Consider the following 15,500-nt stretch of genomic DNA (forward strand, 5'->3'; position numbering starts at 1 on the left):
CCGCGCCCCTCTCGCTTCCGAACGGCACCAGGCGATCCAGGAGACGGCATGGCCCCGCGCACCAACGACGAGGAGACCGGCGGGCGTACGGCCCGCACGGCCGGGTCCGGCACCCCGCCGGCCGGCGCCGGACCGGCACCGCGGCCCGACGCCGGCACGGCGCCGGACGAGCCGCGCGGCGCGGCCGGGGCCGAGGAGCGGGTGGCCGCCGTGCGGCGGGCCGGGGCCGCGGGACGGCGTTGGCGGGCCGTGCGGCTCGCGGGGCCGGCGGCGCTGCTGGCGGTCGCCCTGACCGGCGGGGCGATCGCCGTCGGGGCCGCGCGGGACGGCCGGACGGTACCGGCGGCGGCCTCCGGCGCGGTCGATCCCGGAGTGCTGGGCGGCGGGAACCTGGACGCGGCCGTCACCGCCCTCCAGGCCCATCTGCGGTCGCAGCCCCGGGACCACGGCGGCTGGGCCACGCTCGGTCTGGCCTATGTCGAGCAGGCACGGACCAAGGGCGACCCGGCCCGGTATCCGCAGGCCCAGAAGGCACTCGAGCGGTCCCTGGAGCTGGCCCCCGGCAACGACCAGGCGCTGGCCGGCCGGGCCGCGCTGGCCGCCGCCCGGCACGACTTCACGGGCGCACTCGGCTACGCGGACCGGGCGCTGCGGCGGAACCCGTACGGGGAGCGCGCCCTGTGCTCCCGGATCGACGCCCTGGTGGAGCTCGGCCGGTACGCGGAGGCGTCCCGGGCCGCCGACACCGCCGACGAACGCAGGCCCGGCGTACCGGTGTTCACCCGGTACGCCTATGTGCGCGAGCTGCGCGGCGACGTCCCGGCGGCCCGGCGGGTCCTCCGGCAGGCACTCGACGCGTCCGCCTCGCCCGGCGACGTCGCCTACGTGGCGGCGCAGCTCGGCCAGCTCGCCTGGAACCAGGGCCGGTACGCGTCGGCGCTCGATTATTACTCCCGGGCGCTGGCCGCCGACGACACCTATCTGCCGGCGCTGGAGGGCCGGGCCAGGGCCCAGGCGGCGAGCGGGCACCGGGACGAGGCGATCCGGGGACTGCGGTCCGTGGTCGCGCGCTATCCGCTGCCCGGACCGCTGGTCGCGCTCGGCGAGCTGTACGAGGCCCGTGGCGCGGCCGGCGACAGGGCGCGGGCGCGCGAGCAGTACGCGCTCGTGGACGCCTGGACGGCGCTGGCCCGGGCCAACGGCGTCGACGCCGACCTGGACACCGCGCTGGCGGCCGCCGACCACGGCGACAAGGCGGCCGCGCTGCGCGCGGCCCGCGCCGAGTGGGCTCGCCGGCACACCGTGCACACCGCGGACGCCCTCGCCTGGGCGCTGCACGTCAACGGCCGTGACGAGCAGGCCCTTCCGCTGGCCCGCCGGGCCACGGCCACCGGCTACCGCAACGCCGCGTTCCTCCACCACCGCGGCATGATCGAGCTGGCCGCGGGCCGTACCGCGGACGGGCGTGCCTCGCTGCGGGCGGCGCTGCGGCTGAACCCCGGCTTCTCGCCGCTGGGCGCGGCCGAGGCCCGCAAGGCGCTGGAGGCCGCGAAGTGACGCTCCGCCGCCCGGCCGCCCTGGCCGCGGCCGTCCTGACCGCCGCCTGCGGCCTCGCGCTGCTCCCCGCCGCCGCGGCGAGCGCGCACCCCCTCGGCAACTTCACGGTGAACCGGTACGACGGGCTCGTCGCCGCACCGGGGCAGCTCCGGGTGGACCACGTGGAGGACCTCGCGGAGATCCCGGCGACCCAGGCCGGGCCCGACGTCCGGCGGCTGGGTCTGAGCGCGTGGGCCGAGCGGCGGTGCGCCGGGGCCGCCGGGGACAGCGCCCTGACCGTCGCGGGCCGCGCCACCACGCTGACCCCCGTGAGCGCCCGGGCCCGGCTGCGGCCCGGCCAGGCGGGACTGCACACACTGCGGCTGGAGTGCCGGTTCACCGCGCCGCTGCCGGAGGGCGAGCCGGTCGCCCTCGGCTTCCACGGCGCCGCGAACGGCGGCGGGCCCGGCTGGCGGGAGATCACCGCGCGCGGCGACCGAATGACGCTCACCGCGACGGACGTGCCCGAGCGGTCCGTCTCGCACGAACTGACCACCTATCCCAAGGATCTGCTGTCGTCGCCGGCCGACACCGCCGAAGCCTCCCTGAGGGTGCGCCCCGGCGGTCCGGCCCTCGCCGAGGAGCGGCAGGACGCGCCCGGCGCCGCCGTGCTGCCCCGGGGCGCAGACCGCTGGACCAGGGCCCTGGACGATCTGGTGGCCCGGCACGACCTCACCCTCGGCTTCGCCGTGCTGGCGCTGATCGTCGCGCTCGGACTCGGCGCCCTGCACGCCCTCGCCCCGGGGCACGGCAAGACCCTGATGGCGGCGACGGCGGCCGCGCGCGGGGGCCGGTCCCGGCTGCGGGACGTGCTGCCCCTGGCCGCGTCGGTGACGGTGACGCACACCCTCGGCGTGGTCGCCCTGGGTCTGCTCGTCACCGCCGGATCGGCGGCCACGCCCTCGGTGATCGCCTGGCTGGGCATGGCCGGCGGCGCCCTGGTGCTCACGGCGGGCGCCGGCCTGGTCCGCCGGGCCTGGCGCGACCGGGCGCGCACACGTCCGCATCCGCGGGCTCAACAGGGTGCGCAGGAGCGCCCGTTGGTGCTGGTGGGCGCGGGCGAGGAAGCCGCCGGCGCGGGCCGCCCGCACCAGGAGCACCACCACGAGGGACACCACGACCACGGACACCACCACCACGACGGACACCACCGTCACCACCCCCACGAGGAGGAGCACCACCACTCCCCCCACGACGGCGTGGTGCACACCCACGGCGGCCACACCCACAGCCACCCCACCGCCCCCACCCTGCGCGGCACGATCCTGCTCGGGTTCGCCGGCGGTCTGGTGCCCAGCCCCTCCGCCGTGGTCGTCCTGGTGGGCGCGGCGGCGCTCGGCAAGGCGTGGTTCGGGCTGCTGCTGGTCGTGGCGTACGGCGCCGGTCTGGCGCTGACGCTGACGGCGGCCGGGTTCGCGGTGGTCCGGCTGGGCGCGGGCGTCGCCGGGATGCTGGACCGGCGCCCGCGCTGGGCGGCCCACCCGGTGGCCGGACTGGTCCGCCGCACCCTGCCGCTCGCGTCCGCGCTGGTCGTCGTGGCCCTGGGGGCCGGATTGCTGCTCAAGGGGGCGGCAACCGCCGTCGGCTGAGCTACTTTTGTGGAGAAATCACGTCAGATGCCGTGGGGGGCGCCCGTGTCCGTAGAGCCGGGCCGCGAACGCGTGATCGCCGGCCGTTACCGTCTGCTGTCCCCGCTCGGCGAGGGCGGCATGGGCACCGTGTGGCGTGCCCGTGACGAGGTGCTGCACCGCGAGGTGGCCGTCAAGGAGGTGCGCGCCCCGGCGGGGCTGCCCGCCTCCGACGTCGAGCGGATGTACGCGCGCCTGGAGCGGGAGGCGTGGGCGGCGGCCCGGGTCGCCGACCGCAACGTGGTCACGGTGTACGACGTGGCGCTGGAGGGCGGACGCCCCTGGATCGTGATGGAGCTGGTCCGCGGACCGTCGCTGGCCGACCGGCTGGAGCGCGAGGGCCCGTTGCCGCCCGCGCGGGCCGCGCACGTCGGCGCCGAGGTGCTGGCCGCGCTGCGCGCCGCGCACGCGGCGGGGGTGCTGCACCGGGACGTGAAGCCGGCCAACGTGCTGCTGGCCGGGGACGGCCGGGTGGTGCTGACCGACTTCGGCATCGCCACCGTCGAGGGGACTTCCGCGCTGACGATGACCGGAGAGGTGATCGGCTCGCCCGAGTTCCTCGCGCCGGAGCGGGCGCTGGGGCGCACGCCGGGCCCGGAGTCGGACCTGTGGTCGCTGGGCGTGCTGCTGTACGCCGCCGTCGAGGGCAGCTCGCCGTTCCGGCAGGACACCCCGCTGAGCACCCTGCGGGCCGTCGTGGACGAGGAGTTGCCACCGCCGCGCCGGGCCGGGCCGCTGACCCCGGTCATCGAGGGGCTGCTGCGCAAGGACCCCGCCCAGCGGCTGCCCGCCGACCGGGCCGAGCGGGACCTGCGGGCCGTCGCGGCGGGCGGTACGGCTGCGGCCGGGGCGGCGGCGTCGCCGTACGCCACGACGCTCGCGGCCCGGCCGCACCGGCCCTCTCCCACCCCGCCGATGCCGCTGCCGGAGGGGCGTCCGGACCCGGGGACCACGACCGCCGGACCGGAGCGCGGCCGGCGTGCCGGGCCGCTGCTCGTCGCCGGTCTGCTCGCGCTCCTGCTGGCGGTCGGAGGGCTGACGTACGCCCTCCTCGACCACGGCAGCGGCGGCGGCCGCGCGGACGACGGCACGCCCACCGGCAGGACGGCCGGCACGCAGTCCGGCGCCTCCGGCACCGCCACGGAGACGGGCACGGGCACGGGCACGGGGACCGGGGGGTCGCCGTCCGCGCCGGGCGGCGGTGCGGCGGGCAGCCGGCCCGCGACCGCCCAGTCGGTGCACGTCACGCTGGCCGGCACGCACACGGAGTACGCCGGGAGCTGCCCGCCGCCGGACGCGGGGGCGCCCGCGTTCACGGCGACGTTCACCGTCGGGCGGCTGCCGGCGCGGGTGGAGTACCGGTGGGTCCTCGCGCACGGGTCCGTCTCCGACCCGGGGTGGCGGACGCTGGACTTCCCCGCGGACGGCGGGAGGAGCGGGCGGGTGCGGGTGACCGTCACCGCGTACGCCGACGGCGGGACGGTGGAGAACGAGATCAGCGTGCAGGTGCGCGCTCCGGTGCGGACCACGTCGAACGCGGTGCCGTTCTCGGTGACCTGCACGACTGAGACGGAGACCCCGTCGGACGGGGCCTCCGCCTCACCTTCGGGCTCGCCCTGAGAGTTCACTCCCACGGGTCGGCCCCGGCTGGGCCGCGGTTGACGGCCTCACCCGCCCGGCTCAGGCCGCGTTGGTGAGCACCGGCAGATAGCCGCCGGACTGGCCGGTCGCGGTCGGGTGGTACGACTCGCCGATGTCGAGCCAGTTGACGCTGTGCAGCCAGGAGCTGCTGGAGCAGATCTCGTGACCGGTGAACGTGGTGCGTACGTCGCCGAAGACGAAGTTGTGGTCGAGGGCGCGCTTCTGGACGGCGTTGTCGAGGTAGTCGGCCGCGTCGTTGATCGCGGACCGCTTGGTCTCGGAGAGGCCCAGGCAGGTCTGCCCGAGCTTGTAGAAGCGGGGGTAGCCGATGACGACGACCCGCGCGGACGGGGCTTTGGCGCTGATCGCGTCGTACACGGTGTCGAGCTTGCCGGGGAGCGTGGAGTCGACGTACGCCTTGGCGGTGTTGATCTTGGCCAGGCAGGTGCTGTCGGACGAGGTGACACAGGTCGTCATGACGTCGGCGAAACCGGCGTCGTTGCCGCCGATGGTGATGGAGACCAGGCCGGTCGAGGAGTTGAGCGAGCCGAGCTGGTTGGCCAGCACGTCGCCGGTCTTGGCGCCCGAGCAGGCGTTGAAGGCGAAGGAGGAAGGGCTGTGGGCGGCGTTCCACAGGTACGGGTACGCCTTGGTGCTGCGGTCGCAACTGCCGCTGGAGCTGATGTAACTGCCCGATCCGACCCCCGAGGAGTAGGAGTCGCCGAGCGCCACGTAGCCGCCGGTCACGGCCGTCGAGGAGGCCTGCGCCGTGGCGGCCCCGGTGAGGGAGAGGCCGGTGGCGAGGAGGAGCGAGGTCACGAATCCGGTAAGTCGGGAACGTCTCATGGAACCTCCCTTTAGCAGGATCTCTGCCTCAACTGTCGTAGCAACTACGCGTGTTGACTGGAAGTGTCCATGCCAAAAACTTTTCGGCGCTCAACGACTTCTCACGACATCTCGACGCAATCGCCCCGAGACGTTCACCGCACGGCGTCTTGCGCGCCGCGCCGCCCCTGCGCCCGACGGGGCGTCAGGCAGCGGTGGGAACACCCGGACAAGGGGTGGAAATGCCGTGCGCAGCGGGCATCGGTGCCGGATCATGGCGGCATGTCTGCGAACCCACACGACGCTCTGCCGATCCGGCTCCACGTCGACGACTCCGACTCGCCGTCCGACGTCGTCGACGCGCTGTTCCTCGGCCGCTTCGCGACGGGCGAGCAGCCTTACTCGCACGCGGTGAACATCGACCGCGTGCGCTCCGGCGCGACCTTGCTGCCGGACGGCGCCCGGGTGCTGCGGGCCGCCCGCGACGACGACCGCAGCGCCACCCTCGCCGAGGGCGACGGCTGGACCCTGCTGGTGTCCCGCTGGAACCGGGGCGCGGACATCACGGTGACCGCGACCAGCGCCGAACTGGCGAAGACGGTCCTGGACCGGGCGACGGACGGCGCGGCCGACGAGCCGGAGCCCCAGCCGGAGAACGTGACCATGGGCTTCTGGTACGTCTCCCCGCGCCGCGGCCCGCACCGCACCACCCGGCAGATCTCGGCGGGCACCTGGGACGAGATCCGGCCCAACTACACCGCGCCCGTCGCGGACGCGATGGACCGCCTGATGAAGACGACCCCGGAGGACATCGCCGGCCGTCTGCTCCTGTTGCACGGGCCGCCCGGCACCGGCAAGACCTCCGCGCTGCGCACGCTCGCCCGTTCCTGGCGCGACTGGTGCCAGGTGGACTGCGTGCTCGACCCGGAGCGCCTCTTCTCCGACGTCGGCTACCTGATGGACATCGCGATCGGCGAGGAGGACGCGGCGGGCAAGGGCCGCTGGCGGCTGCTCCTGCTCGAGGACTGCGACGAGCTGATCCGGGGCGAGGCCCGGCACACCGCGGGGCAGGCCCTGTCCCGGCTGCTCAACCTCACCGACGGCCTGCTCGGCCAGGGCCGCAACGTCCTGGTCGGCGTCACCACCAACGAGGACCTGGAGCGGCTGCATCCGGCCGTCGTGCGGCCCGGCCGCTGTCTGGCCCGGATCGAGGTGGGCCCGCTGACCCGCGCCGAGGCGGTCGGCTGGCTCGGCGCCGAGGAGGGCGTCGGCCGGGAGGGCGCGACCCTGGCCGAGCTGTACGCGCTGCGCCGGGGCACGGCGCCGACGTCGGTGCCGGGGGCGCGGGAGGGGGCGGACGCCGGGCTGTACCTGTGACCGGCGGCCCCTGCGCGGACCTGAGGGCGGCGGCTCCGGATGCTTTCATGGCCGTATGACCGTGTTCGTCGGCACCTCGGGATGGCAGTACAAGGACTGGCGGGACGTCGTCTACCCGGCGGGGGTCCCGACCCGGCTGTGGCTGGAGGAGTACACGCGCCGGTTCCGGACCGTGGAGATCAACAACGCCTTCTACCGGCTGCCCTCCTACGACAACTTCGCCGCCTGGCGGGTGCGGGTGCCGCCGGACTTCGTGGTCGCGGTCAAGGCCAGCCGCTATCTGACCCACATCAAGCGCCTGCGGGAGCCCGAGGAGCCGGTGCACCGGCTGATGACCCACGCGGCGGGCCTGGGCGACCGGCTGGGCCCGGTCCTCCTCCAGCTACCGCCGACCCTGCGCGCGGACCCCGCCCTGCTGGACGCTTGCCTGGCCTGCTTCCCGCCGGGCACCCGGGTCGCCGTCGAGCCTCGGCACGACTCCTGGTGGACGGCCGAGGTGCGCGAGGTGCTGTCGTCCCGGGGCGCCGCCCTGTGCTGGGCGGACGTGCTGGCCCGCCCGGTCACCCCGCTGTGGCGCACCGCCGGCTGGGGCTACGTCCGCTTCCACCAGGGGCGCGCCCAGCCGTGGCCGCGCTACGGCAGGCGGTCCCTGGAGACCTGGGTGGACCGGATCGCGACGACCTGGCCCGAGGGCGAGGACGTGTTCGCCTACTTCAACAACGACCCCGGGGGCGCGGCGGTCAGGGACGCGGTGACGTTCGCGGGGGCGGCGCGCCGGGCGGGCCTCGCCGTGACCCGGACACCGGAACCGGCCCGGGCGCGCTGACGGCGGCCGTCGAGGGCCCGGCGGGCACGCCCGCCGACGCGGACGCGGTCTGCGAGTGGTCAGGTCACCGGTCCTCGTAGGCCGCCCGCAGGGCGTCCCGTACGGCGGCCAGGGCGTCCTCCTCCCCCAGGCCGAGCCGGTGCGCCCGCTCCGCGTAGGCCTGGGCGGCCGACGCGGCCTCGCGCACGGCGGCCGGGCCGGCGGCCGCGACGACCGTGCCGTTGCGGCCCCGCGTCTCGATCACCCCGTCGCTCTCCAGCGCCCGGTACGCCTTGGCCACCGTGTTCACCGCGAGTCCGAGCGACTCGGCCAGCCCCCGCACGGTCGGCAGCCGGTAGCCCACCGGCAGGGCCCCGGACCGTGCCTGCTCGGAGATCTGCGCCCGTACCTGCTCGTACGGCGGCGCGCTGTCGTCGATGTGGATCTTCAGGCTCACAGGCCGATTGTCCCGCACCCGGCGGAAAATGGGAGGCACCCCCGGCGCCCCGGCCCGTACGGTGCCTCCCCATGACAGTGATCGTGCGCGATCTGCGCCTCGACGTCCCGGACGAGACGGCGGAATACGCCCGGGTCCGCCAACTCACGCTGCCCTACATGCTGTTCACCCCGGAGTCGGTCCGCCACCTCATCACGAACAGCCATCCCGACGCCCACTTCCGCTCGCTGGTCGCCGTCGAGGACGGCGAGGTCATCGGCGTGGCCGGGGTGTCCCTGGCGCACGAGAGCCCGGAGCCGGGCCAGGGCTTCCTCAACGTCTACGTCCGGCCCGACCGGACCGGCCGGGGAGCCGGCCGGCTGCTCGTCCGCGCGGCCGAGGAGCACCTGGACGCCGTCGGGGCGACCAAGCTGTACACCTGGGTCCTCGACGAGCCCGCCAACCGCGCCTTCGCCGAGCGGCACGGCTTCACCTCCGGACGCCCGGCCCACTTCCTCCGCCTCGACCTGGCGAACGGCGCCCTGCCGCCGCTCCTGGAGACCCCGCCGGGCGTCGAGCTGCGCTCGGCCGCGGACTTCGCAGACGACCCGCGCCCGCTGTTCGAGCTGGACGCGGCGACGGTGACCGACGAACCGGGCATGGTGCCCGTCGAGTTGACGGACTACGACGCCTGGCTCGAGCAGAACTGGCGGCACCCGCTGCTGGACCGCGAGCTGACCACCGCCGCGGTCGTCGACGGCCGGCCGGTCGCCTTCACCGCGGCCTACACCGACGGCGCCGGCCGCTACACCACCTCGATGACCGGCACCCTGCGCAGCCACCGCGGCCGCGGCCTGGCCAAGCTCGCCAAGATCCACTCTCTGCACCGGGCCCGGGCCGCCGGCGTCACCGAGGCCTTCACGGGCTACGACGCCGGGAACGACCCGATGATCGCGATCAACAGGTGGCTCGGGTACGAGATCTGCGCGACGGAGGTGCGCTATGTCCGCACCGCCGGCTGAGCCGGCCGGCCGGGTGGAGGTCGTCCTGGTCAAGGGCGGCCGTACGAAGATCCGCTACCCGGCGGAGCTGCTGCACGAGGACGGCGCCCGCGTCTCGGTGCGGGCGGCGTGGGCGGGCGACGGCGTGCGCGACTTCGGGTTCGTGCGCTTCGAACCGGGCGACGTCTTCACCGAGCACTACTGGCTGGACCGGTGGTACTCGGTGAAGGAGGTCCAGGCCGCGGACGGCACCCTGAAGGGCTGGTACTGCGACATCACCCGGCCGGCCACCCGGTCCGGCGCCGAACTCGTCGTCGAGGACCTGGACCTGGACCTGTGGCGCTCGGCCGACGGCCGGGACGTACGGCGGCTGGACGAGGACGAGTTCGCCGAGAGCGGGCTGGCGGAGCGGGACCCGGCGGCGGCGGCCGCCGCCGCGGCCGCGCTGGACGAGCTGGAGGCGCTGGCCCGCGAGGGCGGCTTCGACGGCCTGCTGCCCTGAGCCCGCAGGCCCCGCGGGCCCGCCCGCCGCTACACGGTCGCCAGCACCGCGTACCGCTCGTCGTCCACGGCCCCGCCCCACAGCGCCGGGTCGCCGGACAGCCGCTCCACCCGGGCGTCGAGGGTGACCGGCTCCAGCAGGGACACCAGCCGGGCGGCGGGTATGCCCACCGGGCTCAGGGTCCCCCAGACGCCCTCGACCAGCACGAACCGGCCCCCGGGCCGCAGCAGGGCGCGCCAGTGGCGCAGGACGCGCGCGGGGTCGGGCAGGGACCACAGCACGTGCCGGACCAGGACCACGTCGTACCGCTCCTCGCCCACCGGCGGTGACGTCGCGTCCCCGAGGAGGACCGCCGCGTCGCGCCCGGCGAGCTTGGCGCGTGCCAGTGCGACCATGGCCGGGGAGCCGTCCACCCCGGTCACGCGGTGTCCCTGCTCGGCGGCGAGGAGCGACAGGCTGCCGGTGCCGCAGCCGAGGTCGAGGACGTCGGCGGGCCGTGCGGGCAGCCAGTCGCGCAGCCGGGCCGCCCAGGCGGCCCGGACCTCCGGGGCGCGCAGGCCGTGGTCCGGCTCGTCGTCGAAGGACGCGGCCTGCGCGTCCCAGTCCACCTCGGCGTCGGCCGCGGCCCGCTGTCCGCTCTCGTTCGTCATGGCCCGTAGCGTGACATCCGCCACTGACAATCCGGCATCGATGAGCAATTCTCCCCAAAAGCGCCTATCTCCGTGGCAACACGGAACTCGGTGGGCCCTGTGAGGAGGCAGCCATGCGCCGTGTGACCGTGCAGAAGCCGCTGAAGAGGACGGACAGCCGCCGGCTCCGTGAAGAGGCGGAAGAGCGCCCGGCGGGGCGTCCCGAGGTGCGCAAGGACGTCGCACGCACCTGGTGGCCCGACGGGTAGACGGCCCGCCTCCGCCGGTGAGCGGGCCGCCGGGGTCTCAGAACCTGGGGTCGGCGAACTGGACCTGGACGAGCTCGGCGGCCTCCTCCTCGGTCTCGACGGAGGGCGGAGAGCCGGCGAGCGGTTCGTTGGCCGTCTCCTTCATGCACAGGACGGCGACGACGCCCACGACGGCGGCCGCCGTGGCGTAGTAGGCCGGCATGAGGTTGGTGCCGAAGGCGCCGATCAGCGCGGTGATCACCAGCGGGGTCGTGCCGCCGAACAGCGACGTCGACAGGTTGTAGGCGACCGCGAGGGAGCCGTAGCGGACGTGGGTGGGGAAGATCGCCGGGAGCGCCGCCGACATCGTGCCGAGCATCGCCACCAGGGAGAGGCCCATCAGAACCAGGCCCAGGGCGATGAGGACGACGCTGCCCTGCCGGATGAGCAGGAAGGACGGCACGGACAGGAAGAGGAACCCGAGCATGCCCGTCATCAGCAGCGGCTTGCGTCCGAAGCGGTCCGAGAGCCGTCCGACCTGGTTGATGACGCACATCTGCAGCACCATGACCACCAGCAGGATCAGCAGCCCGTGGTTGGTCCCGTAGCCGAGTTCGTCGGACAGGTACGTCGGCATGTACGACAGCAGCATGTAGTCGGTGATGTTGTACGCCGCGACGAGCGCGAGGCACAGCAGCAGCGGCCGCCAGTGGCGGGTGAAGATCCTGCCGAGGTCTCCGGCGGCGGAGGTCTCCACCGCGTCCGCGGCCTCGGTCGCCTTGACCTGGCCGCCCTCCAGTTTCTGGAACGCCGGCGTCTCGTCCAGCTTGAGCCGCAGGTACAGGCCGATGAGGCCGAGCGGGGCCGCGACCAGGAAGGGGACGCGCCAGCCCCAGTGCAGCATCTGGTCGTCGCTGAGGAAGCTGCTGAGGACGACGACGAGGCCGGAGGCCCCGACGTACCCGGCGAGCGTGCCGAACTCCAGGAAGCTGCCGAAGTAGCCGCGCCGCTTGTCGGGCGCGTACTCGGCGATGAAGGTCGACGCGCCCCCGTACTCGCCGCCGGTCGAGAACCCCTGCACCAGCCGGAACAGGATCAGCAGGGCCGGGGCCCACAGGCCGATGGCGTCGTGCGAGGGGATGAGGCCGATGGCGAACGTCCCCACCGCCATCATGATCATGGTCGCGGCGAGGATGCGCTTGCGGCCGAGCTTGTCGCCGAGCGGCCCGAAGACCATGCCGCCGATCGGACGCACGAGGAAGGCGACCGCGAAGGTGGCGAACGTGCTGAGCAGCTGGGCGGTGCCGCTGGCGGAGGGGAAGAAGACCTGGCCGATGGTGGAGGCGAGGTAGCTGTAGATGCCGAAGTCGTACCACTCCATCGCGTTGCCGAGCGCGGCCGCCTTGGTGGCGCGCTTGACCGCCGCCTCGTCGGTCACGGTGATGTCGCTGCGGCGCAGCTTCGGGTGGCGTCGTCGCTCGATCGCGCGGAACAGGGTCCGGTGACGCCTGACCGCTGCGTGGTCCACGGGCTCGTCGTCGGTCGCCGCCATGAACACGTTCCTTTCGCCGTCGTACCCCCTGCGCCTGCACCGATCTCCCGCGCTCAAACGGGCCGCTTCGCCGCGCATCCGTCCGGTCGCCCCGCGTCACCTGCCCGTACGGCTGCCTGAGCCCAGGCTCAGCGCTCCCTTAACGCCGCCATAAGGATCTCCCGGAAGCGCTCCCGGCGGCTGATCGAAGGGCTTCCCGGGGCTAGCTTCAAGACTCCCCACGGGATCCGACCCGCCCCAGAGGACCGTTCCGAGGAGTTCCCCCATGCCCGCACGCCGCAAGGCCGTCGCCGTCACCGTCGCCGCTCTCGGCATGACCGCGCTCGCCGCGGTGCCCGCGTCCGCGCACGGCTCGATGGGCGGCCCGGTCAGCCGGGTCGCCCAGTGCTACGCCGAGGGCCCGGAGAGCCCGCGGTCGGCGGCGTGCGGGGCGGCCGTGGCGGCGGGCGGCACCCAGGCGCTGTACGACTGGAACGGCGTCCGGATCGGCGACGCCGCCGGGCGCCACCGGGAGCTGATCGCCGACGGCGAGCTGTGCAGCGCCGGGAACGAGGAGTTCAAGGGACTGGACCTGGCCCGCTCCGACTGGCCGGCGACGAGCGTGCACAGCGGGGCGTACACCTTCAGGTACCGGGTGACCGCCCCGCACAAGGGCACCTTCACGGTGTACGCGACCAGGCCGGGCTACGACCCGTCCAAGCCGCTCGCCTGGTCGGAGCTGGACCTGGGGCACCCGGTCGCGACGGCCACCGACCCGGTCGCCTCGGGCGGTTTCTACACCTTCACCGGCGCCCTTCCCGAGCGCACCGGCAGACAGCTCCTGTACGCGGTCTGGCAGCGCTCGGACAGTCCGGAGGCCTTCTACTCCTGCTCCGACGTGGACTTCGGCGGCGGCGCCGGTACCACCGCCGGCGGCGATGCCGCCGGGGACAGCGCCGCCGGCGGCGGCTCCACCCCGGCGCCGAGCGCCTCCGCGCCCTCCGACGAGCAGATCGAGGCGGGTTCCGGCAGGTCGACGGTCGAGCACCGCGGGCACGGGGACGACGAGGCGGGCACGTCCGCGCGGCCGGTCGCGGCGGCGGCCGGGGCGGGCCGGCCGGAGGCCGCCGACGGGGCGCGGAACCTGGCGGAGACGGGCGCCTCCACCGGCACCTCGTACGCCGCGATCGGCGGGGTGGCGGCGCTGGCGCTGGGTTCGGCGGCGCTGTTCCTCTCGGTGCGGCGGCGCGCGGCGGGCGGCCGGCCGGGCCGCTGAGCCGTGCGGGACTCCGGGGCCCGTCCGGCGGCTCAGGCCGGACGGGCCCCGGCGGTGCGTCAGTCGAAGACCGACGCGCAGGTGGTGGCGGTGGCGTGGGCCGGGTCGAGGGCGTTGGCCACCTCGTGGAAGGCGATCCGGTCGAACAGGGCGATCGCCACGTGCTCGGAGAGGTCGAGCGGGCACAGGTCCTGGAGCAGGACGTTGCGGACGTCCGGGCCGCTCAGGTACTGGTTGCGCCAGGGGGTCGCCACCTCGTCGTACTTGGTGGCGATGACGGTGTACCGCACTCCGGGGACGGTGTCGCCGCCCGCGTTGAGCTTGGTGAGGAAGGCGGAGCCGGCGATCTGGTCGGCGAGGCCGGGAGTGTTGGACTTGATCAGGTCCGCGGCGCCCGGGAAGTAGGGCAGCAGGTTGGTCAGTCCGCTCAGGTCGGTGCCGTGGTTGTCGGGGGCGAGGCCGACGAGGGCGTTCACCTTGGCGGCGCCGCCGAGGAACTTGAGGTAGTAGCGGGGCATCATGCCGCCCTGGGAGTGGCCGACGAGGTCGGCCTTGGCGGCACCGGTGGCGCCGAGCACCTCGTCGACGTAGGCGGCGAGCTGCTCGGCCGACTCGTCGATGGGGCCGAGGCCGTGGAAGAGGGGGACGCCGGGCAGCCGGCCGTAGTCGAGGGAGAAGACGCAGTACCCGCGGTGCTTCAGGTACGGGGCGAGGGAGAGCCAGTTGTCGACGGAGTTGCCGAGGGTGCCGTGGACCAGGACGACCGGGCGGGGATGGGCGGCGGAGGGCTTGCAGGAGTAGTCGTTCCAGCCCGAGCTGGGGGCGGTGGCGGCGTGCGCGGTGGCGGCGGGGACGATGGCGACGGCGGCGGTGAGGAGCAGCGCGGCGAGGGGTCTGAGCACTCGCTTCCAGGGCAGCATCGTGTGATCTCCTTGCGGCTCAAGGGAGGTGCGGCGGACGACCTGTCCCTGTGATCCGGATCACGAGGATGCTGTTCACTCGTCAAGTTACGGGCGAGTAGTGGACGTGTGAAGTTACGCGTCAGTAAAAACTTCCAGTGATAACCGCGCGCTCGCCGGGGTGTTGACGGACCGTCACCAGGCGGGCCGTACGGGGCCGTGGGGCGCGATCCGCAGCAGGCGCTCACGCAGCGCGGCGGCCTCGCCCTCGCCCAGCAGCTCCGCCCACGCCCCCACCACCTCGGCGGCCGCCGCCTCCGCGGCCCGCGTGCACTCCCGGCCGCGCCCGGTGAGCACGACGAGCCGGGCCCGCGCGTCCGCGGGATGCGGGCGCCGCTCGGCGTACCCCTTGCGCACGATCTCCTCCACGAGCTGGCTCGCGGCCTGCTTGGTCACCCCGAGGTGCGCGGCGAGTTCGGTGACGGTGGCGCCGTTCGGCGCGAGCCGCGCGAAGGCGAAGCCGTGGGCGGGCCGGACGTCCGTGAAGCCGCGGGCCCCGACCCCGTCGTGGATGCGCTGGACGAGGTCGCCCGCGGCGGCGAGCAGGGCTGCGGACAGGGCCATGGCTTCGGAGTTCTGCACGCAGGCATTGAAACACCCTTGACGAAAAGGTCAAGCAGCTTGACCATATAGTCAAGCCACTTGACCACTTGGACGGAGACCACCATGCCCGTAGTCCGCGCGGCCGAGGCCGTGACCCATGAGATCCACGGCGCCCGCTTCGTCTCGTACGCCACCCCGCTCACCGGGAGCAGGGAGCTGTGCGCGTGGCGGGGCGAGATCCCCGCCGGGACCAGGGCGCCGGCCCACACCGTCGACCGGGAGGAGATCTTCCACCTGCTCGTCGGCGAACTGCTGATCACCCTCGACGGCGACACCGAGCGCGTCCGCGCCGGCGACACGGTGATCGTCGGCGCCGGTGCGACCCTGGCCGTGGAGAACCCCACCGACCACACCGCGCTCTCGTGGGTCACCACCTCGGTGGGCCTCACGGCCCGGCTGGCCGACGGCACGGTCATCACTCCGCCGTGGGCCAACTGAGCCTC

16 protein-coding genes are annotated in these 15,500 nt (G+C 74.6%); 10 read left to right on the forward strand and 6 right to left on the reverse strand.

The window, feature by feature from the left end:
- The first annotated feature begins 48 nt into the window (after positions 1 to 48).
- The 3 genes from ACZ7JA_RS26895 to ACZ7JA_RS26905 are packed head-to-tail and all read left to right on the forward strand — an operon-like array spanning position 49 to position 4,844.
- A complete protein-coding gene (locus ACZ7JA_RS26895) occupies positions 49 to 1,557 on the forward strand; it encodes a tetratricopeptide repeat protein (protein ID WP_470810816.1) in 1,509 nt (502 codons plus the stop codon).
- Complete coding sequence (locus ACZ7JA_RS26900; protein WP_470810818.1) at positions 1,554 to 3,185, forward strand: nickel transporter; 1,632 nt, start codon at positions 1,554 to 1,556, stop codon at positions 3,183 to 3,185. Before ACZ7JA_RS26895 ends, ACZ7JA_RS26900 begins: the two co-directional genes overlap by 4 nt.
- Positions 3,186 to 3,230: 45 nt before the next feature.
- Entirely contained in the window at positions 3,231 to 4,844 is a 1,614-nt protein-coding gene (locus ACZ7JA_RS26905; protein WP_470810820.1) for a protein kinase domain-containing protein, read from the forward strand.
- 60 nt (positions 4,845 to 4,904) lie between these two features.
- Here the strand turns inward: ACZ7JA_RS26905 and ACZ7JA_RS26910 are convergent, their stop codons facing one another.
- Positions 4,905 to 5,711: an SGNH/GDSL hydrolase family protein gene (locus ACZ7JA_RS26910; RefSeq protein ID WP_351671049.1), complete on the reverse strand. Its 807-nt coding sequence runs from the start codon at positions 5,709 to 5,711 to the stop codon at positions 4,905 to 4,907.
- Positions 5,712 to 5,972: 261 nt separating this feature from the next.
- On the opposite strand from ACZ7JA_RS26910, the gene ACZ7JA_RS26915 reads away from it, so the two are divergent.
- Together ACZ7JA_RS26915 and ACZ7JA_RS26920 are read left to right on the forward strand one after the other, a co-directional pair.
- The gene (locus tag ACZ7JA_RS26915) at positions 5,973 to 7,067 is read left to right on the forward strand and encodes a DUF5925 domain-containing protein (RefSeq protein WP_450743705.1); all 1,095 of its coding nucleotides are present in this window, start codon (positions 5,973 to 5,975) and stop codon (positions 7,065 to 7,067) included.
- A 55-nt stretch (positions 7,068 to 7,122) separates the two neighbouring features.
- On the forward strand, positions 7,123 to 7,893 hold the full coding sequence (locus ACZ7JA_RS26920; protein ID WP_351671045.1) for a DUF72 domain-containing protein: 771 nt from the start codon (positions 7,123 to 7,125) through the stop codon (positions 7,891 to 7,893).
- Between the two features lie 64 nt (positions 7,894 to 7,957).
- Here the strand turns inward: ACZ7JA_RS26920 and ACZ7JA_RS26925 are convergent, their stop codons facing one another.
- Positions 7,958 to 8,329 carry a GntR family transcriptional regulator gene (locus ACZ7JA_RS26925; protein ID WP_351671042.1) on the reverse strand — a complete coding sequence of 124 codons (372 nt, stop codon included), beginning with the start codon at positions 8,327 to 8,329 and terminating at the stop codon, positions 7,958 to 7,960.
- 71 nt (positions 8,330 to 8,400) lie between these two features.
- On the opposite strand from ACZ7JA_RS26925, the gene ACZ7JA_RS26930 reads away from it, so the two are divergent.
- Together ACZ7JA_RS26930 and ACZ7JA_RS26935 are read left to right on the forward strand one after the other, a co-directional pair.
- A complete protein-coding gene (locus ACZ7JA_RS26930; protein ID WP_470810823.1) occupies positions 8,401 to 9,330 on the forward strand; it encodes a GNAT family N-acetyltransferase in 930 nt (309 codons plus the stop codon).
- The gene (locus tag ACZ7JA_RS26935) at positions 9,311 to 9,811 is read left to right on the forward strand and encodes a ribonuclease FAU-1 family protein (protein WP_470810825.1); all 501 of its coding nucleotides are present in this window, start codon (positions 9,311 to 9,313) and stop codon (positions 9,809 to 9,811) included. Before ACZ7JA_RS26930 ends, ACZ7JA_RS26935 begins: the two co-directional genes overlap by 20 nt.
- A gap of 29 nt (positions 9,812 to 9,840) precedes the next feature.
- Here the strand turns inward: ACZ7JA_RS26935 and ACZ7JA_RS26940 are convergent, their stop codons facing one another.
- Positions 9,841 to 10,461, reverse strand: coding sequence for a class I SAM-dependent methyltransferase (locus ACZ7JA_RS26940; RefSeq protein WP_351671034.1), 621 nt, complete (start codon positions 10,459 to 10,461; stop codon positions 9,841 to 9,843).
- Between the two features lie 113 nt (positions 10,462 to 10,574).
- Here ACZ7JA_RS26940 and ACZ7JA_RS26945 point away from each other — a divergent pair, with 113 nt between their 5' ends.
- Complete coding sequence (locus tag ACZ7JA_RS26945; protein WP_351671032.1) at positions 10,575 to 10,709, forward strand: hypothetical protein; 135 nt, start codon at positions 10,575 to 10,577, stop codon at positions 10,707 to 10,709.
- Between the two features lie 37 nt (positions 10,710 to 10,746).
- On the opposite strand, the gene proP is transcribed toward ACZ7JA_RS26945, so the two are convergent.
- On the reverse strand, positions 10,747 to 12,240 hold the full coding sequence (proP, locus tag ACZ7JA_RS26950) for a glycine betaine/L-proline transporter ProP (protein WP_351671029.1): 1,494 nt from the start codon (positions 12,238 to 12,240) through the stop codon (positions 10,747 to 10,749).
- 265 nt (positions 12,241 to 12,505) lie between these two features.
- Between proP and ACZ7JA_RS26955 the strand changes: the two genes are divergently transcribed.
- Positions 12,506 to 13,495, forward strand: coding sequence for a lytic polysaccharide monooxygenase auxiliary activity family 9 protein (locus ACZ7JA_RS26955; protein WP_470810828.1), 990 nt, complete (start codon positions 12,506 to 12,508; stop codon positions 13,493 to 13,495).
- Between the two features lie 59 nt (positions 13,496 to 13,554).
- Here the strand turns inward: ACZ7JA_RS26955 and ACZ7JA_RS26960 are convergent, their stop codons facing one another.
- Positions 13,555 to 14,415, reverse strand: coding sequence for a lipase family alpha/beta hydrolase (locus ACZ7JA_RS26960; protein WP_389304607.1), 861 nt, complete (start codon positions 14,413 to 14,415; stop codon positions 13,555 to 13,557).
- 174 nt (positions 14,416 to 14,589) lie between these two features.
- Entirely contained in the window at positions 14,590 to 15,036 is a 447-nt protein-coding gene (locus ACZ7JA_RS26965; protein WP_470810834.1) for a MarR family winged helix-turn-helix transcriptional regulator, read from the reverse strand.
- Between the two features lie 84 nt (positions 15,037 to 15,120).
- On the opposite strand from ACZ7JA_RS26965, the gene ACZ7JA_RS26970 reads away from it, so the two are divergent.
- Positions 15,121 to 15,495, forward strand: coding sequence for a cupin domain-containing protein (locus tag ACZ7JA_RS26970; protein WP_351671174.1), 375 nt, complete (start codon positions 15,121 to 15,123; stop codon positions 15,493 to 15,495).
- Positions 15,496 to 15,500 lie beyond the last annotated feature (5 nt).

It is taken from the genome of Streptomyces sp. NPDC038135 (assembly GCF_055601245.1).